Origin of the sequence: Rhodococcus sp. NPDC019647 (genome assembly GCF_044389235.1) — a bacterium.
Lineage (GTDB): Bacteria > Actinomycetota > Actinomycetes > Mycobacteriales > Mycobacteriaceae > Rhodococcus_F > Rhodococcus_F oxybenzonivorans.
The window spans coordinates 239,900-265,894 of sequence record NZ_JBIRXS010000003.1 but is presented as its reverse complement, the minus strand read 5'-3'; the positions used below and the strand labels follow the sequence as shown (position 1 = coordinate 265,894).

The 25,995-nt window shown below is 66.2% G+C and carries 22 protein-coding genes; 4 read left to right on the top strand and 18 right to left on the bottom strand.

Annotation, left to right across the window (positions count from 1 at the left end):
• Positions 1 to 47: 47 nt before the first annotated feature.
• The 10 genes from ACH49N_RS08805 to glf all read right to left on the bottom strand — a co-directional run bounded on the left by ACH49N_RS08805 (position 48) and on the right by glf (position 12,842).
• Entirely contained in the window at positions 48 to 1,028 is a 981-nt protein-coding gene (locus ACH49N_RS08805) for a cutinase family protein (protein ID WP_159918806.1), read from the bottom strand.
• Positions 1,029 to 1,034: 6 nt separating this feature from the next.
• Positions 1,035 to 1,601 (bottom strand): DUF732 domain-containing protein, encoded by a 567-nt coding sequence (locus ACH49N_RS08800; protein ID WP_358271717.1) that lies wholly within the window; start codon positions 1,599 to 1,601, stop codon positions 1,035 to 1,037.
• A gap of 107 nt (positions 1,602 to 1,708) precedes the next feature.
• The gene (locus ACH49N_RS08795; protein ID WP_358271719.1) at positions 1,709 to 3,598 is read right to left on the bottom strand and encodes an alpha/beta hydrolase-fold protein; all 1,890 of its coding nucleotides are present in this window, start codon (positions 3,596 to 3,598) and stop codon (positions 1,709 to 1,711) included.
• Positions 3,599 to 3,741: 143 nt separating this feature from the next.
• Complete coding sequence (locus ACH49N_RS08790) at positions 3,742 to 4,737, bottom strand: alpha/beta hydrolase family protein (protein ID WP_159918803.1); 996 nt, start codon at positions 4,735 to 4,737, stop codon at positions 3,742 to 3,744.
• Between the two features lie 279 nt (positions 4,738 to 5,016).
• Positions 5,017 to 6,027 (bottom strand): alpha/beta hydrolase family protein, encoded by a 1,011-nt coding sequence (locus ACH49N_RS08785; RefSeq protein ID WP_159918802.1) that lies wholly within the window; start codon positions 6,025 to 6,027, stop codon positions 5,017 to 5,019.
• 335 nt (positions 6,028 to 6,362) lie between these two features.
• Positions 6,363 to 8,279 (bottom strand): flagellar motor control protein ZomB, encoded by a 1,917-nt coding sequence (gene zomB / locus ACH49N_RS08780; protein ID WP_358271722.1) that lies wholly within the window; start codon positions 8,277 to 8,279, stop codon positions 6,363 to 6,365.
• 1 nt (position 8,280) lies between these two features.
• Entirely contained in the window at positions 8,281 to 9,186 is a 906-nt protein-coding gene (locus tag ACH49N_RS08775; protein ID WP_109326037.1) for a decaprenyl-phosphate phosphoribosyltransferase, read from the bottom strand.
• Positions 9,183 to 9,701: a phosphatase PAP2 family protein gene (locus ACH49N_RS08770; RefSeq protein WP_208962933.1), complete on the bottom strand. Its 519-nt coding sequence runs from the start codon at positions 9,699 to 9,701 to the stop codon at positions 9,183 to 9,185. Before ACH49N_RS08770 ends, ACH49N_RS08775 begins: the two co-directional genes overlap by 4 nt.
• Positions 9,682 to 11,598: a glycosyltransferase gene (locus ACH49N_RS08765; RefSeq protein ID WP_358271724.1), complete on the bottom strand. Its 1,917-nt coding sequence runs from the start codon at positions 11,596 to 11,598 to the stop codon at positions 9,682 to 9,684. Before ACH49N_RS08765 ends, ACH49N_RS08770 begins: the two co-directional genes overlap by 20 nt.
• Positions 11,595 to 12,842 (bottom strand): UDP-galactopyranose mutase, encoded by a 1,248-nt coding sequence (gene glf / locus ACH49N_RS08760; protein WP_374432658.1) that lies wholly within the window; start codon positions 12,840 to 12,842, stop codon positions 11,595 to 11,597. Before glf ends, ACH49N_RS08765 begins: the two co-directional genes overlap by 4 nt.
• A gap of 147 nt (positions 12,843 to 12,989) precedes the next feature.
• On the opposite strand from glf, the gene ACH49N_RS08755 reads away from it, so the two are divergent.
• Entirely contained in the window at positions 12,990 to 14,099 is a 1,110-nt protein-coding gene (locus ACH49N_RS08755; protein WP_358271726.1) for a glycosyltransferase, read from the top strand.
• Here the strand turns inward: ACH49N_RS08755 and ACH49N_RS08750 are convergent.
• Positions 14,096 to 15,658, bottom strand: a complete 1,563-nt coding sequence (locus tag ACH49N_RS08750; protein WP_358271727.1) for a SpoIID/LytB domain-containing protein — start codon at positions 15,656 to 15,658, stop codon at positions 14,096 to 14,098. The genes ACH49N_RS08755 and ACH49N_RS08750 overlap by 4 nt on opposite strands.
• A gap of 237 nt (positions 15,659 to 15,895) precedes the next feature.
• Between ACH49N_RS08750 and ACH49N_RS08745 the strand changes: the two genes are divergently transcribed.
• Complete coding sequence (locus tag ACH49N_RS08745; RefSeq protein WP_358271729.1) at positions 15,896 to 18,028, top strand: N-acetylmuramoyl-L-alanine amidase; 2,133 nt, start codon at positions 15,896 to 15,898, stop codon at positions 18,026 to 18,028.
• A gap of 33 nt (positions 18,029 to 18,061) precedes the next feature.
• On the opposite strand, the gene ACH49N_RS08740 is transcribed toward ACH49N_RS08745, so the two are convergent.
• From ACH49N_RS08740 to ACH49N_RS08730, 3 genes are all read right to left on the bottom strand, one after another.
• Entirely contained in the window at positions 18,062 to 18,883 is an 822-nt protein-coding gene (locus tag ACH49N_RS08740) for an HAD family hydrolase (RefSeq protein ID WP_159918796.1), read from the bottom strand.
• 55 nt (positions 18,884 to 18,938) lie between these two features.
• Positions 18,939 to 19,067, bottom strand: coding sequence for a hypothetical protein (locus tag ACH49N_RS08735; protein WP_358271731.1), 129 nt, complete (start codon positions 19,065 to 19,067; stop codon positions 18,939 to 18,941).
• A gap of 61 nt (positions 19,068 to 19,128) precedes the next feature.
• Positions 19,129 to 19,884 carry a lysophospholipid acyltransferase family protein gene (locus ACH49N_RS08730; RefSeq protein WP_358271733.1) on the bottom strand — a complete coding sequence of 252 codons (756 nt, stop codon included), beginning with the start codon at positions 19,882 to 19,884 and terminating at the stop codon, positions 19,129 to 19,131.
• A gap of 91 nt (positions 19,885 to 19,975) precedes the next feature.
• Between ACH49N_RS08730 and ACH49N_RS08725 the strand changes: the two genes are divergently transcribed.
• Positions 19,976 to 20,854 (top strand): hypothetical protein, encoded by an 879-nt coding sequence (locus ACH49N_RS08725; protein ID WP_358272061.1) that lies wholly within the window; start codon positions 19,976 to 19,978, stop codon positions 20,852 to 20,854.
• A 111-nt stretch (positions 20,855 to 20,965) separates the two neighbouring features.
• Positions 20,966 to 22,546 carry a Rieske 2Fe-2S domain-containing protein gene (locus tag ACH49N_RS08720; protein ID WP_358271735.1) on the top strand — a complete coding sequence of 527 codons (1,581 nt, stop codon included), beginning with the start codon at positions 20,966 to 20,968 and terminating at the stop codon, positions 22,544 to 22,546.
• A 51-nt stretch (positions 22,547 to 22,597) separates the two neighbouring features.
• On the opposite strand, the gene ACH49N_RS08715 is transcribed toward ACH49N_RS08720, so the two are convergent.
• The 4 genes from ACH49N_RS08715 to serS all read right to left on the bottom strand — a co-directional run bounded on the left by ACH49N_RS08715 (position 22,598) and on the right by serS (position 25,989).
• Positions 22,598 to 23,782, bottom strand: coding sequence for an MFS transporter (locus tag ACH49N_RS08715; protein WP_358271736.1), 1,185 nt, complete (start codon positions 23,780 to 23,782; stop codon positions 22,598 to 22,600).
• Between the two features lie 110 nt (positions 23,783 to 23,892).
• Positions 23,893 to 24,378 (bottom strand): bacterioferritin, encoded by a 486-nt coding sequence (bfr, locus tag ACH49N_RS08710; protein WP_109326014.1) that lies wholly within the window; start codon positions 24,376 to 24,378, stop codon positions 23,893 to 23,895.
• Between the two features lie 77 nt (positions 24,379 to 24,455).
• Positions 24,456 to 24,638, bottom strand: coding sequence for a bacterioferritin-associated ferredoxin (locus tag ACH49N_RS08705; protein WP_159918792.1), 183 nt, complete (start codon positions 24,636 to 24,638; stop codon positions 24,456 to 24,458).
• A gap of 94 nt (positions 24,639 to 24,732) precedes the next feature.
• The gene (serS, locus tag ACH49N_RS08700; RefSeq protein WP_159918791.1) at positions 24,733 to 25,989 is read right to left on the bottom strand and encodes a serine--tRNA ligase; all 1,257 of its coding nucleotides are present in this window, start codon (positions 25,987 to 25,989) and stop codon (positions 24,733 to 24,735) included.
• Positions 25,990 to 25,995 lie beyond the last annotated feature (6 nt).

The window sequence follows — 25,995 nt, the reverse complement described above, 5'->3', positions numbered from 1 at the left end:
GGACGATTTCCGGATCAGGGACCCCGGCATACCCACCAGTCACAAACTCAACTGTGCGGCGGCGTCGGCGCGGCGGCGATCTTCTCCGCTGCCCACCGCGCCATCCACTGGGTGGCAGTGGTGCCGTTTCCGTCCACGACGTACGAGTTGTACAGCGCGTGGACAGGGTTGTTGTTGTACTCGAGCAGGCGCAGCGCGCTGCCGATCCAATTGCCCGGCGCCAAAGCCCGGGCGGGTGCGTCGCAGATGCCGTCCGACGGTGCACAGATCTCGACCGTGCGGTCGGCCAGTTCCCCGAACCCACCGGGACGCGGTCCGGTCATCGTGATGCCCGGAATCTGCAGCCCGGCGAGCGACAACTCCGCGCCGACACCGACGACCGGAGCACCGATATTCGTGGCGGCCGAGGGGTCCCGGCGGCCGTCGGCGATGAGTCCGACACCGAGCACGAGGTCTTCCGGGACCGGACCGTCACCGGCGCCGATGCTCGACGCGATGTCGCCTGCGATCACCGCACCCTGCGAGAAACCGGTCAGCAGGAAGCTCGTCAGCGGGCATTCGGCGTGGCGACGGATGAGAATGTCGTTGGCGGCTGCCATCCCTGCGGCCCGGCTGTTGTTGTACGACTGCTGGCCGTCCGGCGGGAACGCGACCGGATTGGAGAACTGGGCGACGTACGGAACCGTGTAGACGTCGGCCCGCGACGGCGGAAACTGTTGCTGCAACGGCCGGGACACATTGAGCATCAGCGACGCCGGGTTCGCGGACGGGTTGTACGGATCATCGGTGGGGCTGGACTCCCACGTTCCCGGGACGACGACGACCTGGACGTCAGGGCAGCTCGCGGATTGCGAATCGGGCCGATCGGGACCGGGCGGGCTCGGGATGGGTTCGGGGAGCCGCCCCGCAAGGAGATACCAGAGTGCGATCAGTGCCAGCAGAACCACCAGCAGGAAGGCCGCCAGCAGTACGAGCTTGCGCAGGAGGCTGCTCTTCTTCTTCCGCGTTCCGCGCCCGGTCCCCGTCATCGGCGTTTACTTGCAGTAGGTGGCGTGCGCGACGTCCACGTAGGTCTGCGCGTCGGCTATCGCCTGCTCCTGGCTGAGCTCCTTGCCCGCCGCAGCAGCCTCGGAGCCCACCATCGCCGTGACGAACACCATCGTGTCGGCGTCGCTCTTGCCTTCTGCCTTCGACTGGCAGATGAAGTCGGCGGTGCTCACGGCCATGGTGCCGTCGGCCGCCGGTTCGATGCCCTTGTCCTTCAGCGCGGCGAGGAACCGCTGACCGTCCGCGCTGACGGGAACCTCACTGGGCCCGGGGAAGTCACCGGGAACTTCTTCGGGCTGCTCCGGCGGCGCGGTCGCCGCCTGGCCGGGGCTCGTCACCGGCGCCGACGAGGTGGCACTTCCACTGGGAGCAGGCGCCGAACTCTCGGTGGCACTGGACGTGGCCACTGCCGTGGTGGTGGTCGCGGACGGAGTGGACGTCGCCGTGGAGTCGTCGCTGCCGCATCCGACGAGCAATCCGCTTGCTGCAACTGCAATCGCGCCGGTCGCCAGTGCTCGTGCGAAGGTGGTGCTGATACGTGAATGCTGCGGCATCTATTTCCGTCCTAGTTTTCCAAGTCGTTGTCTCTCGACAGGGTACAGACGCAGATCGGGCGGGAACCCGGTCCGCTGGACCGGTCCCGCCCGCTGCACTACGCGCATCAGTGCACTTCGGCCTTACCGTCGATCAGGGTGATGTAGCCGGTCTGGAAATTTTGCTGCACACCGCCGGGGATGACGAATTTGTCACTGATCGGGAAGCCGATCCGGCCGGCTTCGTAGCCGACGCTCTTCCAGGCGTCGAAGATCGGGCCGTTCTCGATCGCCCAGGCGCCGGACAACGGGCTCCAGTAGATGTTGCCGCCCTCGAACTCGTTGAACCGGCCGCCGTCCTTGACGGCGATCTGGCTGGTCTTCGGGAACCCGAGCCATCCGCCTTCATACCCGAGCTCGGCGTACTTGCCCATGATCATCCCCTGCACGCGGTGCGTGCCGTGGACGGGGCTGTAATACATGGCGCCGATCTCGAAGCCCTGCACGACACCGTCCTTGCCGGGGGTGGGCACCTCGTCGGCCACCGGGTAACCGAGCGGCCCGCCCTCCCAGCCCTGGCGTGCCCACTCCGCGAGAATGGCCCCGCGGATGGCATGCGCACCGGTTTGCGGTGTCCAGTAGATGGACCCGTGCTCGAAGTGATTGAAACGACCGCGACCGTCCGGTGTGCCCAGCTCGGGTGTGGTCGGGTAGCCGAGTGGCCCTGCCGGACCGCCCGCCGCCTGGTAGGCGCCGCCGATGACCCCGGCAACCGGATGCGTGCCCGTGTCGGACTTGGCGAAGATCCTGCCGAAGCGGAAGTCCTGCACCGTGCCGCCCGCGAGGCTGTACTCGGGTGTGAGGCAGTCCCCGATCCACGGGCTGGCCGCCGCGACCCCGGCAATGGAGCCACCCGTGCCGCACACCGGCTTGTCTGCCTCGATGCCCACGGCGGCGGCGAGCTGCGGCCACAGCTGGTGCAGCTCGAACTGCCAGTACGGCCACGAATGCGTCCCGGACGGGCGGTAATTGACCTGCGCGGGAATGCCCAGCTTGTTGAGCTTGGTGGCGAACGTCTGCGAGGTGAGGCGCGAAAGAATTTCCAGACCCATGCCCGCGTAATTGGTGCTCACGCCCGGAATGCCCGACGGCTGGTCGTACGGGCCGGTGGTTCCGCTGCCGCTGGAGATGTACAGGCTGACACCCTTGAGCTTGTCGGCCAGGAGGTACGGGTCGTGCTCTTCCCACGCCGAGCTGGTCGGAGGTCCCCACATGGCGTTCGCGTCGAACCCGCCGGCATCACTCATGGCGTACGCGACGGCCTGCGGCATTCCGAGCGCCGTGGTGGTCAGCATGCCCGACAGTGACGCGGCGAAGTCGAAGAATCCCTGGTTGCGAGCGGCGAGGAACATGGCCGACGTCCCGCCCATGGACAACCCGACCACTCCACGCGTCTGGGTGGTGCGCCAGTCGCTCTGGAGGATCGGCGGCAGTTCCTTGGTGAGGAACGTCTCCCACTGGTAGTTCTGGCCGTTGTCCTGCGCCACCCAGTCGGAGTAGAAGCTGGACTGACCGCCCACGGGAAGGACGACGTTGATGTTCTTGTCCGCGAAGAACGATTCGGCGTCCGTTTCGAGTGTCCAGCCGTTCTCGTTGTCCTGCGCCCGCAGGCCGTCGAGCATCCAGACCGACGGGAACTTCTCGGTCGGCTTGGAATTCCAATCGCGGGCGAGCAACAACTGGACCTGAATCGGCACACCCATGGACGGAGAGTTGACCCACAGCGCGACCCGGCGGTCGGACAGCCAGTCGACGTGATGAATGGTCGCGCCACTCGGCGCCTGCGTAGCCACCGGAGCCGCATGCACGGCAACCGGCGCAGCGGACGCGGTGGCGGTCGAGGTGAACCCGACCGCCACCGGCACCACGAGCACAGCGGCGAGCGAGGTGAGGACCCTTCCGCGGACCACTCCGGCCGACACACGCTGACGTTCTGCCCTGAGCAGGCCTACTCGCATGGCGTTCACTCTCTCTCTGCGCGTCGAGGCCACAACACGGAACACTGCCTCACGTTCCGGTTCTTTCTACACGCAATCAACTGACGAGTGGGGGCGCCGCGCTGTTACCGCTGGTGCAATTGTTACTTCCGAGCTATTTCCGGCTAGCCGATGGTGTTGCTGAGATCCGGTGCCAGATCATGGATCTGCTGCTGCCAGTACCGCCAGCTGTGGATGCCACGGGGCGGGAAGCTGTAGGTGACGTTCTTGGCACCGATGGTCGCCATCCGCACCTGGAAGGCGCGGGTGTTGGCCAGCGACAACGCCTCGAGGCTCGCGCCGGTAGTGGCGTTGAACACGTCCATGACCCCGGTGGGAGCGGCGCCGCCGGGGGCGGGGATGCCGTTCGCGGCGGAAACCCAGACGCGGGTGCCGTTGTCGCGGAGCTTGTTGGCGAAGACGAACGGGTCGTTGCGCAGCCACGCGGGGTTCCACGGCGGGCCCCACATCGCGTCGACGTTGAACCGGCCGGCGTCGAGCATCGCGACCCGGATGGCTTCACGCATGCCGGGAGCGGAGATGTTCAGGTACCCGGAGAGCGAACCGGCGTAGTTGAACTGGTCCGGGTGGTACGCGGCGAGGGTCAGAGCGGCGCTGCCACCCATCGACAAGCCGATGACACCGTTGCGGGTGGACTGGAACCCGAGGCGGTCCGCGAGCGCATTGCGGAGTTCCTGCGTGAGGAAGGTCTCCCACTTGTAGGTGGTCTTCTGACCGTTGAAGGTCGAGTTCGACAACCAGTCGGAGTAGAAGCTGGACTGGCCGCCGACCGGCTGCACGACGTTGATGTTCTGCGCGGCGAGGAACGGCCCGGCGTCGGTGTTGATTTCCCAGCCGCTGAGGTCGTCCTGGGCGCGGAGGCCGTCGAGCAGGTACACCACGCGGCTGGTGTTGCCGTCAGCTGCACGCCAGATGCGGCTCTTGACCGGGCCCATGCTCGAGTCGACCCAGAAGTCCTGGGCTGCAGGGTCGAAGGCCGCGGATGCGGTCGCGCCGCCGCCCACCATGGTCACGCCCAGCGGCAGTGCTACTGCCAGAGCAATCGCGGCGGCGGTGCGTCTGGCCCACCCGCTCGTTCTCGTCGAACCCCCAACTCGCATGAAATCGTCTTCCCTTCGGTTGATCCCTCGCGCGCCGCGGACGCGGCAACCACTCGAACTCTCGTGAAAATCTCACGTACAGACGCCACCCGCGCAGCGATCGCTGCGCGGGTGGCGTCTCGACGGGATCACCTTACTGACAAAACATGTCGTTGCGCACTCCCGGGTACGCGAATTCCGACCGTTCCCCCGGTTCGGGACTACTTCTGACAGACCCGGTCCGAACGACGAGTGCCGTCCCACCCGGAAGGTGGGACGGCATTCGATGTCGAGCTCAGATCACCAGGCGCCGAGCGTGTCCAGGATCTGTCCGCGGGCCTTCCACAGCTCCGAGCTCCAGTACGGCCACGAGTGTGTGCCGTTGGCGGGGAAGCTGAAGTGGGCGGGAACACCGAGGGTGGCCAGGCGAACCTGGAAGGCGCGGGTGTTGGCCAGCGCGAGCGCCTCGAGTCCCATGCCGTTGGCGGTGTTGTAGTAGTCGATCGGTGCACGCGGGTGGTCGAACTCACCGGGCAGACCGCTGGCGGCCGAGATGTACATCGACAGACCCTGCAGACGCGGAGCGAACACGAACGGGTCGTTGCGCAGCCACGCCGGGTTCCACGGCGGGCCCCACATCGCGTCGACGTTGAACCGGCCGGCGTCGAGCATCGCGACCCGGATGGCTTCACGCATGCCGGGAGCGGAGATGTTCAGGTACCCGGAGAGCGAACCGGCGAACTTGAACTGGTCGCGGTGGTACGCGGCGAGCGTCAGAGCGGCGCTGCCACCCATCGACAGGCCGAGAACCGCGTTGTTGGTGCGGGAGACACCGTAGTTCGCGAGGAAGTTGGGAAGCTCCTGAGTCAGGAAGGTCTCCCACTTGTACGTGACGGGCTGGCCGTTGAAGTTGCTGGGCGCGTACCAGTCGGAGTAGAAGCTCGACTCGCCGCCGACCGGCATGACCAGGGTGACGTTGTCGTTGCGGTACTGGTCCAGCGCGTTGGTCTCGAAGCTCCACGCGTTGCGATCGTTGCGGGCACGCAGGCCGTCGAGCAGGTAGAGCGCGGCGCTACCACCACGAGCTGCCCACTGCACCTGGACCTTGATGTTCCCCATCGAAGAAGGAACCCACAGCTCCTCGTATCCACCCGACGGTGCGGTGTGGACGGGGGCGGCGTGAGCGGGTGCTGCCACGGCGACGGCTCCACCAGCGACTCCTGCGGCCACAGGCAGTACCAGTGCGGCGGCACCTACTGCCATCGCACGCTGCTTGAGGCGCTGAGACAACCTCGTTCTGGCAAAACGCATGGATACTGCTCTCTCTCTTCGTCTGCGGACTCCGCCAAGGGGCGGCTCCGGCGGATTCCGTCGGGGAACAGGCGACCTGCCGGCCCGGATCGACTCCGGATCGGCAGCGGACCTCTTCCAAGTCACACTGCGCTCGGTGGACTGTATGTCACACAAAGTTCCCTGACAAACGCTCGCGGAGCATTTGCCGGGGCACTTTCTAGACCACCGTCACCGATGACTCATCATCGACGTACATCGTGACCGAAGCGCCCGGCGTTACACAAACGAGATGTGACGTTCTGGCATCGAGATCTGCAGGTCGGCCACCGGAGACCGCGCCTGCCCGATTCGGCCTATTTCACCGGTTCCGGAAAAGGTGGCTCGAGATTGCACCGCTGAATTTCGTACGCAGGCACACGCTCGAAACGGTAACTCGCGAAATCCAACGCATCCTTGAAATTCTGCTTGAAACGCGGCCAGGTCAGTTCGGACCTATACGAGGTCAACAGTTCCTGTGTCTCGGGGCAGGACAGCGCCACGCGCGCTTCCGTCACCCATTCCTCGTCGAGGAATCCGGGCATCCACGGGTGCTTGTCGATCATTCCCGTGTCGACGACGACCCAGTCGGGATAGAGGTTCTTGTCGTGTCCGATGCGGCCGTCGTCCAGACGTTCGGTGTGGGCCGCGAGCGGATACGCGAGGCCCATCTGGTCGAGAACCTTCACATCGAGCCCGACGTTCATGCTCGTCATGCCGAGGTTGAGGAAATAGACCGTGTGGCCTGCACCGTCCTCTGGGATCGGAAGGGGCGGAGGAACGACGAACCAGTACGTGTAGTCGGGCGCCGCGATGAGCAGGCCACCGTCCGGGGTGTCCGCAATGGTTTCCGCCATGGCCCGCATCCGGGGGTAATCCAGATAATCGTCGGCACGAATGGGATGGGCGTGACCGGTATTGAGCACGTAGAACGCGCGCTCGTCGACAATTCCGGATCGCCCGACGACGGCGCCTTCCGGCATTCCGGTGGTATTGGACGCGAAGAATGCCCACACCACCGTGCCCACCCACAGGAATGCCATCGCGAAGAACAGTGAGGTTGCGCGATTTCTCCCCCACGACACCTTCTCGGGAATTCGCACCGGAATAACGGCGACCGGGACGAGGAAACAGAACAGCACGGGAAGGAGAACGCGCCCGTGCATGAAGTCGCCGCCGACACGCAACGAATAGAGACCCAGAATGAATCCACTGCCGAGAATGAATGCAACCACCGCATTCTGCGTCCGGAGCCGGGCGCGTAGGCGTTGGACACGGCTGCCGGAAGTGTGAGCAACACCATCGCCGAGAGACTTGCTGCGACCCCGCCAGGCGAGCACCGCGCCGACGAGAAGGAACAGCAGCGGGAGCCACAGAAGGTACGGGCCGACAAGATTCCACAGATACGCGAACCCCTGCGACCACTTGGCGCCACCGGCGTCCTTCGACACCGCCGTGTTGGGATACGGGAGCGCGTAGTAGCCCATCCGCCAGATCTGGTACCCGACCGGCACGATGCCGGCCACGAACACCATGACGGTGCGCGCCACCCAGGTCAGTCCAGGTGCGAGGAAGATCATGGCCAGCGACAGGGCGCCCAGAATAGCCAGTTCGGGTCGCACCAGCGGGCCCATTCCCGCGATGAACGCGAGAATCAGCACAGATCCGGTGGAGGGTGCAGCAGCCTGGCTCCAGCGGATCAGCAGCAGCCACAGCAGCGCGATCCAGAAGATGACCAGGCAACTTTCGAGGCCGGACGTGGCGAAGTCGCGCGCAGGCGGAACCGCGATGTAGACCAGGACACCGGCAGGCAGGAGGAACAGCGTTCCGCCCGAGCCGAACGATCCACCGCGATAGAGCCGGGCCGTGCCCAGCATGGCGAGCACGATGGCTGCCGTGGACAGAACCAGGGCAATCGTGAGAACCACGTACTCGAGCCGGCTCTGGGTGAGCCAGCCGAAAGCGTAGACGATGTAGGTCCAGGCGGTACTGGTGTTCGCCTCGACGCGTTCACCTGCGTTGAAGACGGGACCGTTGCCCGCGAGCAGGTTGCGCACGGTGCGCAGGACGATCAAACCGTCGTCCGCGATCCACCGACGCTCCCAGGCTCCCCAGAACATCAGGAGAGCCGAGATGGCCACACCCCCGAGGAAGACCACCCTCGAGAGGATGGCCTTCCGGTGGCGTTCGGTCTGCTCCGCGGCGGCATCCGAGTGTTCGGTGCCTCCTACCACGTCAGACGAGGTAGACAGCGACACCCACCACTCCGATCCAGGCGATGGCGAGGAGTTGGAGCACGCGGTCGCCCAGCGCGATCTCCTCGGGCTCTCCCGCCTCGCCACCGTCGACGTCGACCGCGTAGCGGAGGATCGCGATGGTGAACGGCACCATGGAGATGGCGTACCAGTTCGTATTCTTCAGGTCGTCCTGCTGGAAGGCCCACAGTCCGTAGCAGAGCACCACGGCCGTGGCGCTGAGGGTCCAGACGAAGCGCAGGTACGTAGTGGTGTAGTTCTCGAGCGACTTGCGGATCTTCGCCCCGGTGTTCTCTGCGAGCTGCAGTTCCGCATACCGCTTACCGGCGGCCATGAACAACGATCCGAACGCCATGACCAGCAGGAACCACTGCGACAACGCGATCTCGGCGGCCACACCGCCGGCGATGGCGCGCAGCAGGAAGCCGGACGAGACGATGCAGATATCCAGTACGGCCTGATGTTTGAGGCCGAAGCAGTACGCCAGCTGGATACCGATGTACACGGCCATCACGACGGCGAGCTGCCAGTTGGCCAGGAACGACAGGGCGATGGCACCGACCAGGAGGACGACCGCCATGGCAAACGCCAGGTTGACCGGGAGTACGCCGGCCGCGATGGGACGGAATCGCTTGGTGGGGTGTGCGCGGTCCGCTTCGACATCCATTGCGTCGTTGACGAGGTAGATGCCGGATGCTGCCATGCAGAACACCACGAATGCGAGCGCGACCGGCAGCAGGACGTCGGGCTCCGTGGCCGTTCCTGCCGCGATGGGAGCTGCCAGCACCAGGACGTTCTTCACCCACTGGCGGGGGCGAACTGCCCGGACGATGCCTGTGGCCAGGGATGTCGGGGGTCCGGTGACGACTGCCGGTTCCTCGCTCATTTTTCTCCAAACTTCTGCTCGGCCTTGAGTACCGCAGCCGCAGACGCGGCCCCCAGGGCAGATCCGGCGAGCACATCGGTCGGGTAATGCACTCCCAGAACGAGCCGGGAGAGCAGCATCGGCGGTACCAACAACGCAGGCAAGGGTAGCCCGGTGAGTCGGCCGAGCAGCACAGCAGCCGCCGTCGTGGACGTGGCGTGCGAGGACGGGAAGCTCAGTTTGCTCGGTGTCGACACGTTGACCTGGATGGACGGGTCGATCGGCCGAGGCCGGCGGACCACGCGCTTGATCGCGATCGACGCCGCGTGGGCGCCCACCGCGCCGACGGCGACTCCCGCCCACTGACGCCGGCGGGGCTTGTCGAGCGCGGCGCCGATCCCGGCGACGGCCACCCAGCCGAAGGCGTGCTCACCGAAGTGAGACATCCCACGGGCGGTGGCGACGACCCCCGGCTTGCCCGCGATCGTCGACTGCACGGACCGCAGAATCTTCACCTCACGAGATGCCGAAGACACGTTCCCACCTCTCCTTGCTGGTCAGGGCAGGAACAGCGTCCTGGTACTCACGTTTGAGATCGGGGAACCGCTGAGCCAGTTCACGGCGTAGCCGCAGGGCTTCCTTCAGCAGCGCGAGGGCCTGCTTGGGGTTGCGCTTGCGGTAAACGACTCCTCTGCCGTCGGCGGTGGTGACCGTGACGCCGTCCACCTGTGAGAGGAGGAACCAGCGTGCGTCCAGCGTCGGGACATTGAGCTGCGGCCGCTCGTGGTGTTCCGTGTGCGCGGGCTTGACGTTGTGAACCAGACCCTTGCCGAGGCGCACTATTTTCGCCAGCGGGTTGGTGGGCAGACCGACGGCGCCGACCTCGGCCCCGGAGGGCAGCGGCAGGCTGGTCGACGACGGCAAGACAACGGCGTCCGGGAATTCCTTGCGCATCGCATGGACGTTGCCCAGCGCGGTGGGCAGCAACTCGAAGATGTGCTCGGGTCCCTGGAGGAAGTCGGCGATGGCCTGGTTCTGAATGGCCACGGTCGAGTATTCGAGGCACAGCAGGTGCTTGATGGTGGCCTTCACGCTGTTGACCACGAGGCCGCGGACGCTGCCCGGCATATGCAGGGCAGCGACGACGAGCCGGTTCCGCAGGTGGAAGTACGCCTGCCAGTCGATGGCGTCGTCCTTGTCACTCCACGCCATGTGCCAGATGGCGGCACCGGGCATGGTGATGGTGGGGTAACCCGCCGCGCGGGCACGCAGCCCGTACTCGGCGTCGTCCCACTTGATGAAGAGCGGGAGCGGCTGACCGAGTTCCTCGGCCGCCTGGCGGGGGATCATGCACATCCACCAGCCGTTGAAGTCGACGTCGATGCGGCGGTGCAGCTTCTTCGAGTTCTCGCGGTCGCTGAGCGGGTACTTGGAGAAGTCGTGGTCGTATTCGACGTTGGGCGCGGCGGTCCACATGAAAATGCTGCGATCGACCACTTCGCCCATCGTGTGCAGGTGGCTACGCTCCTGAAGGTTGAGCATCTGGCCACCCACCAGCATGGGGGACTTGGCGAACCGGGACATCGCGAGCGCACGCAGAATCGAGTCGGGCTCGATCTCGATGTCGTCGTCCATGAAGAGGATGTGCTGGCAGTCGGTGGTCTTCAGGGCCTCGTACATGATGCGGCTGTAGCCGCCCGAACCACCCAGATTGGCCTGGTCGTGAATGACGAGGCGATCACCGAGAGCGGCGGCGGCCTCTTCGTACCCGGGCTCGTCCACGACCTTGCGCGTGCCCTGATCCGGGACGATGACGGCCTTGACCACATCGAGCACCAGCTCGTCGGACGCGAGCGCTTCCAACGCCTTCACACAGTCGGTGGGCCGGTTGAACGTGGGGATGCCCACGGCCACGGTGCCCTCGCCCGGCGCATCGATCGGCGCGAACCAGCCGGCGCTCTCGAGCACGACCTCGGTGTCGGAGGTGATGTCGAACCAGATCCAGCCGCCGTCCTCGAAAGGCGCCAACTCGATCTCGAACTCCATCGCGGCGTCGCCGTCGAGAAACTCGCGTCCCTCGACGTGGATGCGGGACGAGTCGGCCTTCGAGCGGTACACGTCGACACGGCCGTGGCCGGACAGATCCAGCCGCAGCACCACCGACTTCAGGATGGTCCAGCGACGCCAGTAGCTCGCCGGGAAAGCGTTGAAGTAGGTGCAGAACGAGGCCTCGGACTCCGCGCCGACCGACAGCGACGTCCGCGACAGCGGGTGGGCGCGACGACTGTTGGTCTTCGCTTCCTCCACGTAGAGGGTGCGCACGTCGAGGGGCTCCCCCGGCCGGGGCACGAGAATGCGCTGCAGCAACGACTTGCCCAGCAACGACGGGTCCTCGGTCCCCTTCTCGGCCTCGAGCAGGTGGCGGGCGCTCATTCGGAGTCTCCCACGAGTTCCGCACCGGATTCGAAGTGCGGTCGAAGGGAGTTGTCGAACATCGACAGCGCACTCGCGATCGCCATGTGCATGTCCAGGTACTGGTAGGTGCCGAGGCGTCCGCCGAACAACACCTTCTTCTCGGCCATCTCCGCCTTGGCCCGGTCCCGGTAGGCGGCGAGTTTCTCGCGGTCCTCGCGGGTGTTGATCGGGTAGTACGGCTCGTCCGCACTCTCGGCGAAGCGCGAGTACTCGCGCATGATCACCGTCTTGTCCTTCGGGTAGTCCCGCTCCGGGTGGAAGTGGCGGAACTCGTGGATGCGGGTGAAGGGCACGTCGGCGTCGTTGTAGTTCATCACCGGTGTTCCCTGGAAGTCGCCGGTCTCGAGGACCTCGGTCTCGAAGTCGAGCGTGCGCCAGCCCAGCTCCCCCTCCGAGTAGTCGAAGTACCGGTCGAGGGGGCCCGTGTAGACGACGGGGGCGTCCGGGTTCGCGGCCCGTAGCTCGTCACGGACGTCGAAGTAATCCGTTTCCAACCGGACCTCGATCTTCGGGTCCTTCGCCATGTTCTCGAGCCACGCCGTGTAACCGTCGACGGGCAGGCCCTCGTACGTGTCGTTGAAGTAGCGGTTGTCGAACGTGTACCGCACGGGCAGTCGAGTGATGTTGCCCGCAGGCAGGTTCTTGGGGTCCGTCTGCCACTGCTTGGCGGTGTAGTCCCGGACGAAGGCCTCGTACAGCGGGCGTCCGATCAGGGAGATCGCCTTTTCCTCCAGGTTGGACGCTTCCGCCGGGTCGATCTCGCTGGACTGCTCGGCGATCAGCTTCCGCGCCTCCTCAGGGGTGAAGAAGCGGCCGAAGAACTGCGACACCAGGCCGAGGCCCATCGGGAACTGGTACGCCTGCCCCTTGTGCAGGGCGAACACCCGGTGCTGGTAGTTGGTGAATTCGGTGAACTGGGTGACGTAGTCCCACACGCGCTTGTTCGAGGTGTGGAACAGGTGTGCGCCGTACTTGTGGATCTCGATGCCGGTCTCCGGCTCGGCCTCCGAGTAGGCGTTTCCGCCCAGGTGGTGGCGGCGGTCGAGCACCAGCACACGCTTGCCCAGCTGTGTTGCTGCACGCTCGGCGATGGTCAGTCCGAAGAATCCGGAGCCGACGACGATGAGGTCGTATCCGGCCGCGCTGTCGCGCTCCGTCTCGGCCTTCGCGGGGGCAGTGGTCTCTGGGTTTGCAGCGGTCACGGTGAACCAGGGTAAGCGACTCGGCCCCCCGTGCGCGGCCACGGGGTGCACGGACACCCTCGCCATGCACGAGGAGTTCTCCCGGTATTCACCGCTTCTGCGGACCTCGTTGTTCCCGCCGTCGCGCCGATCCAGCTCAATGATCGGGTGCGCATCGTCCAGTTGGCCAACTTCTACGGACCGCGGTCGGGCGGGCTCCGCACTGCCCTGCACAACTGGGGGCGTGGCTACGCCGAGCGCGGCAACGAAGTGATCCTTGTCGTCCCAGGTCAGCGGGACAGTGAGGAGGTTCTGCCGGGTGGGGTTCTGCGGATCACCCGGGCGGCCCCGGTGATCCCGGCGACGGGCGGCTATCGCATCGTCAATCCGCGGCGCGTGGCCGACGTCGTGCGAGGACTGCGACCCGACGTCCTCGAGGTGTCCGATCGGCTGACGTTGCGTGGTTTCGGCGGATGGGCCCGCGACCGCGGCATTCGCAGTGTCGTCGTTTCACACGAGCGTCTCGACCGTCTTCTCGGCCAGTTCGCACCGCGTCGTCTCGCCACCGGGTGGGCCGACACCGCGAACCGCCGCATGGCGCGCAACTACGACGCCGTCGTCTGCACGACGGACTTCGCGAGCGAGGAGTTCCTCCGGATCGGGGCACCCAATCTGCATCGGGTGCCGCTGGGGGTGGATCTGGCGATGTTCCATCCCGGCAAACACGATCAGGGCATGCGCGACTCCTACGCCGGGCCGGCGCAGCGCTTCCTCCTGCACTGTGGCCGCCTGTCCGTGGAGAAGCAGGTGGAGCGGAGCATCGAGGCGGTCCGCTTGCTTCGGCGCGAGGGGCACGACACCCGCCTCGTCATCGCCGGTGACGGACCCCGGCGCGAAGCACTGAAGTCCCGGGCACGCGGACTCCCGGTCCACTTCACCGGGTTCATCAGCGACAAGTCGCGGCTCGCCGCCCTGTTCGCCTCGGCCGACGTATCGCTGGCACCCGGCCCGCACGAAACGTTCTGCCTGTCGGCGCTGGAGTCGCTGGCAGCGGGCACCCCGGTAGTTGCGTCACAGTCCTCGGCGCTGGCCGAGATCATCACACCGGGGTGCGGCGCCCTGGCGAGCAACCGCGGCTCGGCCTTCGCGGAGGCGGTCAGCAGCGTCCTCGAGATTCCCGCGAATACTCGGCGGGCGTCCGCCAGGCGCCGGGCCGAGGATTTCGGCTGGGCCGAGTCCGTCGACGGAATGCTCGCGGTGCTCGGGGACGACCGCTAGCTGCCGCCGGTCGGGATCCAGTCCCGGAGCACACTCGCGTCGATCACCTGCGCACCCAACTTCTCCGTCCAGATGATGGTTCCGTTCTGATACATCCGGAATTTGCCCGCCTCGGACGGCAGCATCATCTCCGGGCCGACCGGTGCACCGAGCGTGCTGTTCACTCCGCCCAGTTCCTTGTACTTCTCGGCGATCGGCGATCCCGGGGTGGTGCCGACGGTGTCATCGTCAGCGAGACTCGGGTCAGGTTCGCCCGGCACCGGCGGCACTCCCGGTATCCCGACCCCCTCGCCCACCGTGAACCAGTCGGACTTCAGTTTCAGCTTGGCCCGCGCCTGCGCCCCCGTCACCTCCGTAGTACCGGCAGAACCGACTACCTTCACGCCGGTGACCCGACCCCCGTCGACGCCGAAGTTGTTGCGTGTCACCACTTCGAAGGTGTGGAGTTCGCCCACACCAAACGCGGTCGCGATATCGCCGGCCGTCAGCGTGACAGTCCAATCGTGGTGCGGCGACGCGGTGTCGCCCTGGTCCTCGACCGCCGGGAACTCGCCACCGGCCGTGAATCCGCCTGTCGACGAGGAAAATTCGGCGGCAACGGCCTTGTTGTCCCTGACGAGGATCATGCCCTGAGTCGAACGCACGGCATCCGTGGTGCGAGGATCCTCCACCGCGGAGCCGCCATAGACCTGGCAACTCTGGGTGTCGCAGGTCCGCGCGTAGGCCTCCCGACTCTCGGCGGCAGCGTACGAGCGTGCGGCAACCGCCTGTGCCCGAAGAGCTTCCGCACCGCCGGTATCGGCCCACTCGGCCTTCGCCTCGACGGGCACGACCCCGAGCAGGTAGTCCTCCATGCCGAGGACGTTGACCGTGCGCACGGCTGCGCCGTCCAGCGCGACACCGAGCGCACCGCGGTACGGCGTGTCGCCGGCACAGAAGGTGAGGTGTTCGTTCGACGGACGGTCGGGCCCGAGATCGACCGGGTCCACCCACGGGTGGTCCGTGACGTCCTGCCACAACACCTCCCCGGCGCAGCCCCGGGTCACGACGACGTTGGCGCCACCGCCCGCCGTCGGCGTGAGATGCACGGCTTCACCCGGCCCGACGGGCTTACCCGCCACGACCGCACCGACAGCGGAATACACGTCGAGTGTCTGATCGTCGCGGCCCTGGAGTCGCACGCTGATCTGGGCGTCGGCGAGCGTGCCGAGGGTGGTTCCGCCGTAGTAGTGGGCGAGGATGCGCTCGGCTGCCCATCCCTGGTCCTTCGCGTATCCGTAGGCGCCCCACTGGCCCATCCCGCGACCGTGCCCGTTGCCGTGGCCGGAGAGCGTGAACGGAGTGTCCGAGGCGACCGACTCCCGGATCTCCGGCTCGGCCGAGCGGAAATGGACCGCCATGCCCGCAGCGCCCACCACGAGGAGAGGAGCGATACCGAGCGCCGACACGCGCGCCACCGAAGACGTCCATCCGCGCCGAGCGGGACGTCCCGCGATGTACCGCCTTTTCCGTGTCCAGGCAGTTCTCCCTGCGCGGATCCCGAATTCGGTCTTGGACATCAATGCACTCCTCATCGCTGAAACAACGAGCTCCGAAGCGCGGTGAGTGCCTTGCTCCGGCGGGTCCGAAGAATTCGGGATAAAGTCTCAATGTAAGGTTGAGCGTTATGGACCTGTGTGACTAGTGTGGCAAGAGTGATTCGAGTTGGCAACATCAGTCACACAGGTCACATCGGCATCACAAGTTGCAGATGAGCGAGGCCTGCTCGCAGGAAACTACAACTGAGGAGAGTCCCCTTGCCGCACCGCCGACCGAAGCCCTCGATCGTCCTCGGGGCTGTCGCTGCTCTGGCTGTCGCAAGTCCCGTTGCGGTCTACGGCATCAGCAGCGCCCCCTCCGACGTCCGCTCCACCAACGAGACCTCTGCCTCCGCGGTGTCCACGGAGATCGCCCAGGTAGTGCTCTCCCAGATTCCCGACATCGTGATTCCGCTGAAGGAACTCACGGGGCTGAACCTGCCCGACGTCAATATCGGCGATCTGCGCAACGTGAAGATCCCGCCGTACATCCAGATTCCGAGCAATCTCCCCCTGCCGGCCGGAATTCAGATCCCCAACCTGCAGATCCCCCTGAAGCTTCCCGCTCCCGGTGATGTCTCCGACCCGGCGATCCTGCCGCCTGCCGACCAGCAGCCGGGAGCCATCGTCAAGGAAATCACCCGGGACACCCCGTTCAGCATGGTGGCGCTCACCTCCGAGACCGCGGCGTCCGCGGAGTCGAAGGTCCGCGCCCTGCGAGCCGACGGAACCTGGGGCGACTGGTTCTCCCCCGACATGATCGACACGCGGCGCACCGACAGCACGGCGTCGAACGGCACGGTGGCCACCGAACCGGTGTACGTCGGGTTGACGAAGGCCATCCAGATCCTGACGCCCACGTCTGCGCCGGCATCCGCCGCCGAGCCGGTACCCGCTCCGGTCGCGCCGCAGCCTGCACCTCCGGCGGCAGCGGCGCCCGCGGGTGCTGCGCCGCTGGGGTACACACCCGCTTCCGTCGACCGGCCGCTGCGCCAGCAGCCGGCCCAGACCGGTGCCGACGACGTCACCGCCGTGCTCATCGAGCCCGGCAGCGGACCGGGCGACGGAGCCCTGAGCGACATCGCGGCACCGATCGGCGGTTCCGGACCCAAGGTGATCACCCGCTCCCAGTGGGGCGCCGACGAGTCGATCCGTTGCGACGAACCGACGTACGACGACTTCATCGGTGGTGCGACGGTGCACCACACCGCCGGCGCCAACGACTACTCCAAGGCCGAGTCGGCCGAAATCGTCCGGGCGATCTACGCGTATCACGCGCAGACGCTGGGCTGGTGCGATGTCGGCTACAACGTGCTGGTCGACAAGTACGGGCAAATCTTCGAAGGTCGCGCCGGTGGCCTGGACCGTCCGGTTCAGGGCGCGCACGCGGGCGGGTTCAACGAGAACACCATGGGCATCGCGATGATGGGTGACTTCTCGTCCGAGGATCCGCCGCAGGCGACGATCGACTCCGTCGGCAAGTTCCTCGGATGGAAGCTCGCCAAGGCGGGACTCGATCCGCTCGGCCAGACCACGATGTACTCGGAAGGCACCGAGTTCACACCGTATGCACAGGGTGAGGCCGTCGACCTGCCGGTGATCTTCGCGCACCGCGACGTCGGCAACACCTCCTGCCCCGGTGATGCCGGGTACTCGCACATGGACGAGATCCGTCAGATCGCGGCCGCGAATACCGGTGGCGGCGGCGACAGCGCATCACTCGCCTCGGGACCTCCCGCGGGCGAGACCCCGCCTGCGTCCGCGCCGAGAACGGATGCGAGCGCGAGCCTCGGTGCGGGCATCCCGGCCCTGGTCAACGAAATTCTCCGGCTGACGGACCCCTCCCCCGTCGCACAGAAGTGGGTGGCCGAAGGCGGTGACACCGGCCCCCTCGGGCAGGCCGTCACCGGACTGCTACAGGCGAAGGCCGGCAACCAGGGTGCGAAGTTCACCAACGGAGCCATCTACACGTCACCCAACGGGGGTGTGTGGTCGGTTCTCGGACAGATCTTCAAGACCTGGCAGAACCTGGGCGCCGACAACGGCGAGCTGGGATTGCCGACCTCCGACGAATACCCGATCCCGGGTGGGCTGCGCACCGATTTCGAGAACGGCTCACTCATCTTCAACGAGCTCACCGGCATCGTCACCAAGGTGTTGAAGACCTACAACGACGCCTACGCGGAGGCGTACCGCGACGGCGCCCGGGTCGACGCCGCGGCGCCCGCCGCACCGCCCGCGGATCCGGCACAGCTACCCCCGGCACCTGCTCCGGCCGCACCTGCACCTGCACCGGTCGAGCCTGCGCCGGCCGCTCCGGCTCCGGCTCCGGCTCCGGCTCCGGTGGGCTGACGGAACTGCATCACCCTCTCGGGCGCTGGTGGTCTACGACCACCAGCGCTCGAGTACTTTTGCCACACCGTCGTCCGAGTTGGTGGCGGTGACCTCGTCGGCAGCCGCCTTGGCGTCCGGATGCGCGTTCTCCACGGCCACTCCTCGACCCGCGAGGTTCAGCATCGGAATGTCGTTGGGCATGTCACCGAACGCGACGATCCCCGACGCCGTGACCCCGAGCTCCTCCATCACGATCGCGAGGCCGGACGCCTTGCTGATCCCCGACGCCGACAGCTCGATCAGACCGTTGTCCGTCGAAAAGGTGAGGTCCGCGCGGGCGCCGAGGTGAGGCCGCAGGACGTCGACCATCGCCTGGCTCGACATTCCGGGCACTCTGATCAGCAGCTTGACGGCCGGCGCTGCCAGAACCTCGTCCTCGGACATCTCGGTGTTGTCCGGGTTGAGCCACGCATGCTGATAGCCGGGAGAGCTCACGAACTGGGGTGTGGCGGCGTCGTGAGCGCTGACGCCCACACGTTCCGCCGCCAGCCCCGCACCCGGCAACATCTCCAGAGCGATCTCCGACAACCAGGTGAGGGTGTCCACGTCGAGCGTCGCGGCGCTGAGGACTCGGTCACTGTCGGCGTCGTAGATGACGGCGCCGTTGGCGCAGACGGCGAGGGGCGCATAACCCAGGCCCTCCACCACGGGATGGATCCACCGCGGCGGGCGGCCGGTGGCGAGGACGAACGGGGTTCCCGACGCCACCACCGACTGCACGGCGTCACGGGTGCGGGCACTGACCCGTTCGTCGGGCCCGATCAGGGTGCCGTCGACATCGGACGCTACAAGGGTCGGTCGGTCTGGGCTCACCCGGTCATTCTGCCTGCACTGTTCTTCCCCGTGCCGAGCGGCCGCCGGGCGCGGGCTACCGGTGGTGTCGCAGCTCGGTCTCGCGGTGGTCCATCTCGGTGGCTTCCTCGATCGTCGGGGCACTGCCACCGAGACGTCTCGGGACCCGATACGCCCCGGCCGGATGCTCGAAGCCACTCTTCACGTGATGCAGGATGCCTTCATCCGCGTGTGCAGCGTCTCGACAAAGACAGGTTCCACCCGATCTAGCTCCCGGACTCCCGGTCCTGTCGAGCCTGCGCCCTCTTCTCGACGTCGGCGGCGTCCAACTTGTCGGCCTCTTCCAGCGTCGGCGCGCTGCCGCCGAGTCGCGCGGGCACCCAGTAGGCGCCCGCGGGATGGTCGTAATCCTTCTGCAGGTCGGCGAGCATTTCCTGCATGGTGGTGTGGAGTTTCTTCGTCAATTCGGCGGCGGGCTCGAACGGCGCGATGGGCTCACCGACAGCAATCGAGATGGGGGTGTTGGTTCGCCCGAGGCGCTTCGGGAAACCCTTGGTCCACACGCGCTGCGCACCCCAGATCACGATCGGGATGATGGGCACGTCGGCCTCGATCGCCATCCGTGCGGCGCCCGACTTGAATTCCTTGATCTCGAAGCTGCGACTGATCGTGGCCTCGGGATAGACGCCGACCAGCTCCCCGCGGCGCAGCCGGTCGACGGCAGCCCGATACGAATCCGAGCCGGCCCCGCGGTCGACGGGAATGTGTTTGAGGGCCCGCATGATCGGGCCCGAAATCTTGTTGTCGAACACTTCCTTCTTCGCCATGAAGCGGATGTACCGCTTCACCCTGCGCGCCGGGAGTCCCGCATAGGTGAAGTCCATGTAGCCGGTGTGATTGATCGCGATCACCGCCCCACCCGTCGCGGGAATGTGCTGATCGCCCTTGACCGTGAACTTCAGCCCCTCGAAGGCGAATACGGTGCGGGCAATGCCGATGACGGTTCGATAGACGGGTTCCACAATCGGCTAGCGTAGCCGGGTATCGGCGATCTGGCCCGCAGTCGGGGACGGACGCTCGGCGGGGAGTTCGGCAGGAGGGCGTGTGAAGGAAATGGGCCGCACGGGCAGGGGGGCGTTCGCGCCCGCACACACATTCGCCCTCGTGGTCGGGATCCTCGCCTCGGCGGCGGCCTGCGATTCCCAGTCCGGCATCCCCGTGCGCGCCGCGGAGGCAGACGTTGCGACGGCAGAAGTCGCGGCGGCAGAAGTCGCGGCTGCCCCCACCTCCACCGCCGACAGTCCCGGCACCGTGCCTCCCACCTCGACCCGGCCGGCCCCGCAGGTGGTCGTCGGTGAGGTCCCCGGCAATCCCGAAGCCGCCGACGCCGTCCGTGCCTGGGCTCTCGACCTCGTCACGGATCCCGAGGGGCTGACCTCGACCTGCTGGACGCTGCCGCCGGCTCAGATGGCCGAACAGTACGAGGACACCGGCGCAGTGCTGCGGGCCCTCGCGCAATCCGGTGTCGACGGGCAGTTCTCCGTGTCGTGGACAGGTGGCGGCACCACCGTGTCGGTCAAGCGGAGCGAGATCGCGTCGGGGTACGCCTGCCCGCACGTCCATCCCGCCGGGACGGCCGACTTCTACACCCCGGCGGACGCCGAACACGCGGTGGCGAGGTTCCTGTCGCGGGAGGCGGGACGACCGGTGAGCCCGGCCGACACCGAGGCCGCCTATCCCCTGATCTGCCCCGGGTTCAGTCCGTGGGACCCGTCCGGGTCGGGGAACGGCGGACAGCCACCGCTGAAACAGGACCCCGACGTTCTGGCCGGCACCACAGCGTTCGCGGCAGACGACATGACCACCACACCGGTCCGCGGCGACTACGTGAACGTCACGGTCCCGGTCACCGATGTCTCGGGTGTGACGAAGACCAAGCAGGTCACCTTGTCGATCGGCCAGGACGGCTACTGCCTGGGCGAAGTGACGTAGGCGGCTCCGCCGCCCGTGCGCCTTTTTGGTTGTTGGGGCTACCGGAAAGGCGCACAGGTGGCGGAGCCGCCTACCCTGGAACAGTCGCTCAGCTCTTCAGGAGGCATACCAGTGCAGGTCACCAGCGTCGGCCACGCCGGATTTCACATCCAAACCGAGGCAGGATCGATCCTGTGCGACCCCTGGGTGAACCCCGCGTACTTCGGGGCGTGGTTCCCGTTCCCGGACAACACCCAGCTCGACTGGGACGCCCTCGGCAACTGCGACTACCTGTACGTATCGCACCTGCACAAGGACCACTTCGATCCGGAGAACCTGAGCAAGCACGTCAACAAGGACGCCATCGTTCTGCTCCCCGACTATCCGGTGCCGGACCTCAAACGGGAACTCGAGGCACTCGGATTCCATAAATTCTTCGAGACCGAGGATTCGGTCAAGCACAGGATCAACGGGGCAGGAATCGAGGTCGCTCCGCAGGCCCCGCTCGCGCCGGGCGACCTGGACATCATGATCATCGCCTTGCGGGCGCCCGCCGACGGACCGATCGGCGACTCCGGTCTGGTGGTGTCCGACGGCGAGACGACGTGCTTCAACATGAACGACGCCCGGCCCGTCGACATGGACGTCCTGCATGACGAGTTCGGCAAGATCGACATCCACCTGCTGCAGTACTCGGGCGCCATCTGGTACCCGATGGTCTACGACATTCCCACCAAGACGAAGGCCAACTTCGGCAAGCAGAAGCGTCAGCGCGGCATGGATCGGTGTCGCAGTTACATCGAGCAGGTCGACGCCACCTGGGTGGTGCCTTCGGCAGGTCCGCCGGTGTTCCTGGACGACGAGCTGCGTTACCTCAACGACGACCGCGGCGACGAGGGAAACATCTTCCCCGACCAGATCACGTTCCTCGAGCAGATGAAAATTCACGGCAACGACGGCGGGATATTGATGATCCCGGGGTCCACCGCGGATGTGAAGGGCAGTGCGCTCACCCTGACGCACCCCATTCCCGATGCCGAGGTCGACAAGATCTTCGCCGACAAGGCCGCGTACATCGAGGACATGGCGCAGCGGATGGCTCCGGTCCTGGCCGCCGAGAAGGCGGGTTGGGCCCCGGCCGAAGGCGAACCGTTGTTCGAGGCGCTCAAGGCCAAGTTCGAGCCGATCATGAAGCAGTCCGACCTGATCTGCGACGGTATCGGCTACCCCGTCGGTCTGGTGATGGGTGACGAGACCGTCGTCCTCGACTTCCCGCAGCGCATCGTCCGTCCGCGCGGGGAGAAGGACGGCAAATACCGCTACGGCTTCCGTATTGCGCCCGAACTGGTCCGCACCGTGCTCCGGGACGACGAACCCGACTGGGTGAACACCATCTTCCTGTCCACCCGCTTCGAGGCGTGGCGGGTCGGCGGATACAACGAGTTCCTGTACACGTTCTTCAAGTGCCTCACCGACGAGCGCATCGCCTACGCCGACGGCTGGTTCGCAGAAGCCCACGACGACTCGGCGTCGATCGAGCTCGGCGGCTACGAGATTCAGCGTCGCTGCCCGCACCTCAAGGCCGACCTGTCCAAGTTCGGCGTCGTCGACGGCACCAATCTCACCTGCAACCTGCACGGCTGGCAGTGGGACCTCGAGTCGGGTCGCTGCAAGACGTCGAAGGGCCACGAGTTGCGGTCCAGCAAGCTCTGACCGCTCGGGCGAATGAACCTTTCGGCGCATCTGAGGCGTCGAAAGGTACATTCACCCGGCGGTGGGTGTGTCCGGCCGAACCGGTGGCAGCCACCGGCGCACCAGGACCGCCGACAGCAGCACCGGAACAGCTAGTGCGGCAACGAGTGTGGTGACCGAGAACCAGGTCGAGCCGACAGCGAAACCCACGTAGATCAGTAGTGCGGTGATCTCGCCGAAGAGCCCCGACACCGAGGTGACGGTTGCCCGCGCCGGACCGGTGATCGCGTCCTGCACACGAGCTTCCGACACGATCATGGCATTGCCGAGGATGCCGTAGCCCACGCCGATTGCCGCGAACCCGGCGACACCACCCAGAAGGGCTCCGACACCGAGCAATACGGCACCCGCTGCGATGACACGGCTCATCGTCACCGCTCGCATCGACGCCGTCCGGCCGGCCGCCGCGGTACCCACCACTTGGCCGGCGACGGTGATGGCCACCAGCAACGGCACAGCTGCCGTCGGGGTGCCACCGTCGCGGGCGAGCAGGCCGAAGTACTCGTCGAAGGCGAGGAATCCGACGAGTACCGACGACAGCACCACGCCTCGGCGGAGCACCGTGTCGTGCGACACCTCCCCGACCCCGTCCCGGAGCATCCCGGCGTAGCGGGACAGCAGTCCGCGCCCGTCGGCCACTTCCCGTGTTTCGTCCGCGTCGACTGCCCTCCGCGCAGCGGGAAGCAGTAGTGCGAAGCCTCCGTGCACCACCGTCGCAGCGACACTGGCCCATCCGACCAGTGTGTAGCCGCCAAGAACGAAGAGCGGCGCGGCGGTCAGCGTGGCGACGAGGTTGCTCGCCATGGCGCCGGAGTTGGCGTAGCCGAGGAGCCGGGCGAAGCTCTCCGATTTCCCCCGCGAGGCAAGTTCGTCGTACAGCAACGCCTCGAACGTTCCCGACTGGATGGCACCACTGATACCCCACAGCACGAATCCGGCTGCGAAGCCTGCATACGACGGCGCCACCACCCAGGCGGTGAATCCCGCGGTGTACAGGGCGGAGGCGAAGACGAGCAATCCACGCCGGGACACGGTGTCGGCCCAGGCGCCCGACGGCACCTCGGCGACGAACGATACGACGGACCAGATGACGAGTAGCGACGAAATCTGCCCGACGCTGAGGCCGTGGTCGGCGAACAGCAGGTCGTAGAGACCGAAAAGCGGAATGAGGTCACGCGTGGCGGTGTAACCGACCACGCGGACGGTGAGCGATCGCTGGGAGCTGGGTCAAGGCTGAGCGGCGGGGTATCTCACGCGCCCATTTTTACACAGAGCGCCCAGCGAGTCGCGCGGTTTTCGTCGATCGACTACCCGGCCGTCGGTGGCTGATCGACGAGCTGGGCCATGTACAGCTGGTCGCCCATCTTGTCCATCAACTCGATCTGTGTCTCCAGATAGTCGATGTGCTCCTCTTCTTCCGCGAGGATGCCTTCGAGCAGCTTCGCCGACGTCGCGTCGCCCTTCTCCCGGCACATCTGAATTCCGGGGCGCAGGCGTTCGACCACCTCGAGCTCGACCGCGAGGTCGGAGTGGAACTGCTCTCGCAGGTCCTGTCCGATGCGCAGCGGAAGCAGCTTCTGATAGTTCGGTAGCGCCTCGAGAAAGAGGATGCGGTCGGTCAAGATCTCGGCGTGAATCATCTCTTCGATGGATTCGGCACGCGTCTTGGCCGCCAGTTTGGTGAAACCCCAGTTGGCCTGCATCTTCGAGTGCAGGAAATACTGGTTGATTGCCGTCAACTCACTCGTCAACTGTTCGTTGAGAAGAGCGATTACCTCGTCGTTACCGCGCATGACAACCTCCGGTCGCCGGGACTAATGCGACCGTATCAGGCTCGACCACTCTCCGCAGCGGATCGTGGTGTCAGTTGTCAGGCAGCTGTGCGATTACGCTCCGCGTACGCACAGAGAATTTCTTCGAGGCGGTTGACGCAGGTTCCACACCCCCATCCGGCTCCACATCGCTCACCGATGGCATCTGCAGTGTCGGCACCGTCGTGCACATGCTCGTGCACCTCGGTTTCGGTGACGGCCTTGCAGATGCACACGAACATGTGGCTCTCCCTTACGCGAACTATCTGATTAGGTAAGGGTTACATCATTCGGGCGGAGATGCAAGGGTAGCCTTGCATAACGGACAGTATTCTTTTACGGCTTCAATACGTCCGTACCGACGAAGGGCACCAGCGCCTCCGGCACTCGTACCGTCCCATCGGACTGCTGGTGGTTCTCCAGGATCGCCACGATCCACCGCGTGGTGGCCAACGTGCCGTTCAGAGTGGCGGCAGTCTGCGGCTTCCCGTTCTCGTCGCGGTACCGCACACCGAGGCGCCGCGCCTGGAACGTCGTGCAGTTCGAGGTGGACGTGAGCTCGCGGTACGCCTGCTGGGTGGGCACCCACGCCTCGCAATCGAACTTGCGGGCAGCCGAGGAACCCAGATCGCCCCCGGCGACGTCGATCACCCGGTAGGGGACGTCGATTGCAGCCAGCATGTCGCGCTCCCAGGACAGCAGGCGCTGGTGCTCGGCGTCGGCATCCTCGGGCTTGCAGTAGGTGAACATCTCCACCTTGTCGAACTGGTGGACCCGGATGATTCCGCGGGTGTCCTTGCCGTAGCTGCCTGCTTCTCGGCGGAAGCAGGTCGACCAGCCCGCGTACCGCTTCGGGCCTGCGGAAAGATCGAGGATCTCGCCCGAGTGGTATCCGGCGAGCGGGACCTCGGAGGTTCCGACGAGGTAAAGGTCGTCGTCGGCAAGGTGGTAGATCTCGTCCGAGTGGGCGCCGAGGAATCCGGTGCCCGCCATGATCTCGGGGCGCACCAGCACGGGGGGAATCATCATCTGGAACCCGTTGGCCATTGCCTTCTGCGCGGCGAGCTGCAGCATTCCGAGTTGCAACATGGCGCCGAACCCGGTGAGGAAATAAAACCGGGCGCCGGACACCTTCGCGCCGCGTTCCATGTCGATCAGTCCCAGCGACTCGCCCAGCTCGAGGTGGTCCTTGGGCTCGAAGTCGAACGTGGGGACATCGCCGACCGTGTCCAGGGTGACGAAGTCGTCCTCGCCGCCGGCCGGGGCGCCGTCCTGGACGATGTTGGAGATCGCCCGGTGTGCGGCGTCGAGCGCGGCCTGCGCCTCGTGCTGCTCCGCCTCGGCCTGCTTGACCTTGGCCGCGAGTTCCTTGGATCCCTCGAGCAGCGCGGGCCGTTCCTCGGGGGACGCCTGGCCCACCTTCTTACCGAAGGCCTTCTGCTCGGCGCGCAGAGTGTCACCGGCAAGTACCGCGGCGCGACGGGACGCATCGGCCTCGAGCAGCGCGTCGACCAACGCAGGATCTTCACCGCGGGTGCGCTGCGACTCGCGGACGGCGTCGGGGTTCTCGCGGAGGAACTTCAGGTCAATCACGGTGTC

Coding starts and splice junctions, on each gene's coding strand:
- ACH49N_RS08705 (WP_159918792.1), bottom strand. CDS start 24,638: ATGTTCGTGTGCATCTGCAAGGCCGTCACCGAAACCGAGGTGCACGAG.
- ACH49N_RS08790 (WP_159918803.1), bottom strand. CDS start 4,737: ATGCGAGTTGGGGGTTCGACGAGAACGAGCGGGTGGGCCAGACGCACC.
- ACH49N_RS08750 (WP_358271727.1), bottom strand. CDS start 15,658: ATGTCCAAGACCGAATTCGGGATCCGCGCAGGGAGAACTGCCTGGACA.
- ACH49N_RS08725 (WP_358272061.1), top strand. CDS start 19,976: ATGGGCCGCACGGGCAGGGGGGCGTTCGCGCCCGCACACACATTCGCC.
- ACH49N_RS08800 (WP_358271717.1), bottom strand. CDS start 1,601: ATGCCGCAGCATTCACGTATCAGCACCACCTTCGCACGAGCACTGGCG.
- ACH49N_RS08795 (WP_358271719.1), bottom strand. CDS start 3,598: ATGCGAGTAGGCCTGCTCAGGGCAGAACGTCAGCGTGTGTCGGCCGGA.
- ACH49N_RS08775 (WP_109326037.1), bottom strand. CDS start 9,186: ATGAGCGAGGAACCGGCAGTCGTCACCGGACCCCCGACATCCCTGGCC.
- bfr (WP_109326014.1), bottom strand. CDS start 24,378: ATGCGCGGTAACGACGAGGTAATCGCTCTTCTCAACGAACAGTTGACG.
- ACH49N_RS08765 (WP_358271724.1), bottom strand. CDS start 11,598: ATGAGCGCCCGCCACCTGCTCGAGGCCGAGAAGGGGACCGAGGACCCG.
- ACH49N_RS08785 (WP_159918802.1), bottom strand. CDS start 6,027: ATGCGTTTTGCCAGAACGAGGTTGTCTCAGCGCCTCAAGCAGCGTGCG.
- ACH49N_RS08805 (WP_159918806.1), bottom strand. CDS start 1,028: ATGACGGGGACCGGGCGCGGAACGCGGAAGAAGAAGAGCAGCCTCCTG.